Genomic DNA, 2,077 nt, shown 5'->3' with positions numbered 1-2,077 from the left:
CTAGTGTCGTGTTGAACAAATAACGCACGGAATTTGATTCTGGTAACTGGTGATTGGTAATTGGTAATTAAATACCGTTTAACCAATTATCCGTTTGCAGGTTCCGAAACCTGATGAAAAACTTACTCAACACGACACTAATGTTTCCCCAATAGTTTAATTATGATGAAAAAATCTACACAAACTGAGGAAATTTTAAAGGAGTTTATTAACAGCAAAGAATGGACACAACTTAGAAGGATTTTCCTTGCCAGGATAGGAACACCATGTTGGATATTAAATGAATTTGGTGAGTTTGTCTATAAAACCCCTCAAGATTCAAGACATTGTCAATTGATTAGAAAGGATTTGACATTAAGGAAAAGATGTGATGAAGAATATCTTCCGTGTTTAATAAAACAGGTAGAATCGCTTAAAAAACCTGTTATTAGTAGTTGTTATAGCGGATTTTTAGGTTTTGCCTACCCACTTATTTTCCATCGTGAGCCTATTGGTGTCGTTGGTGGTTGCCAGATATTAGATGGAAACCTCAAAATGGAGTTCTATAAAGACCGAGCTACCCACCTTAAAATTAACGCAGATGAATTATATTCGATGGTTACCGAAGCATATTCTATTCCTCCCACTTTACTTTATGGGATGATTGAACTGGCTTTTTTGATTTCACAATCATTTAATTGATAAAAATATAGGCGAAAACTATCTTTTTGAATCTGACCTGGAACGGGTAAAAACCTTAATGGTCGAGGCAGAAGAGTTAAGTATGCAGACAAATCACTTAGATAAGGAAACTATCAGATTAGAAAAAGGAATCTGGCAACTTGAATTGGAGGCAGAAGATGAAGAACTCGAATCAGACCAGGAGGCAAGAATAAAATTACTTGGCAAAGAGGCAAAGAAGATAGAAACAAAGGCACAAAGCATTAAAACTCAAGCCAAACAACTTAATGAGCAAGCACAACAACTTAAACACTATGCCCAAAAAATCGAATTACAGGTAAAACGGTTAGAAGAAGAAGCCTCAAAATTAGAGGCTCAGGCTCAAGAACTAAATTTTCTATATTTTATTGGAATGGAGATTACGGCACTCGATGACCCGGAGGAAATTCTTAAATTGATTGTTTGTAAAATTCAGCCTTTCTTTGATTGTGAACTGGCTACTTATCTCCTTATGGAAGACCAGGAAATCAAAATGGGTGGGAAAAGGGCCTATCCTATCAGTGAAAGACTACTGGATGATATTCGGATGAAATTAGAGAAAATCTGGGAAGAACATCAAGAGAATCCTGTTCAACAACCAATGGCTTTTTTTTCAATCATTAAAGAAGATAAAACAACCACTATCCAGGTAGAAACGGGGCAGGAAATTAATTCATCTATGAATGTTTTACTTAAGGATAAAGGGAAAATGATTGGCGTTTTAGCCGCATTTAGCTACAAAAAAAACGCATTTGATTCGATGTCACAAAGATTACTTTCTTTTATTGCTGACATTGCCTCATTAGCCATTGGAAGAATAGAAAAAACCTCACAGACTAATGGCTTGTTAGACCGAGATAAATTAACACAAACTTATAATATTAAATACCTTGAAAACTATTTAGCCAGAGCACTCACTAAAACTAATCGTTCAGTCTCTTTAATAATCTTAGAATTGGATAATCTTATTGAAATCAGGGATAAATATGGTAGGACCGAAGGGGATAAACTCCTTTGTGCGGTGGTGAGGTGGATAAAAAAATCCGTCAAAGAAAAAGCAAATTGTATTGCCCGGGGGAAAGATGATAAATTTATTGTTTGCTTGCCTGATGTAGATTCAAAATATGCCTTGACACTTGCCCAGCAAATTCAACAACATATAGGGAAAGAAGAATTTTTTATCGAAAAAGACCCCCAACATCCATATAAAACTACTGCCTCAATAGGAATTGTTACCTACCCACAAATAAAGGATAAAGATAAACTTCTTGATTATCTTGAGATGAGCCTGCTGAAGGCAAAATCAAAGGGTAAGAATCAAATTGCACAAACCCAGGGACACATCCCATAAATCTCTAAAATCTGTGAAAAATCTTGC

2 protein-coding genes are annotated in these 2,077 nt (G+C 35.6%); both read left to right on the top strand.

Translation table 11 applies throughout. The features are described from left to right. The first annotated feature begins 162 nt into the window (after positions 1-162). A complete protein-coding gene (locus AB1414_19870) occupies positions 163-681 on the top strand; it encodes a PocR ligand-binding domain-containing protein (protein MEW6609671.1) in 519 nt (172 codons plus the stop codon). A 58-nt stretch (positions 682-739) separates the two neighbouring features. Next, positions 740-2,050 (top strand): diguanylate cyclase, encoded by a 1,311-nt coding sequence (locus AB1414_19865; protein MEW6609670.1) that lies wholly within the window; start codon positions 740-742, stop codon positions 2,048-2,050. The last annotated feature ends 27 nt before the right edge of the window (positions 2,051-2,077 follow it).

This window comes from bacterium, assembly GCA_040755795.1.
GTDB lineage: Bacteria > UBA9089 > CG2-30-40-21 > CG2-30-40-21 > SBAY01 > JBFLXS01.
This window is presented reverse-complemented; position numbering and strand designations above follow the sequence as displayed.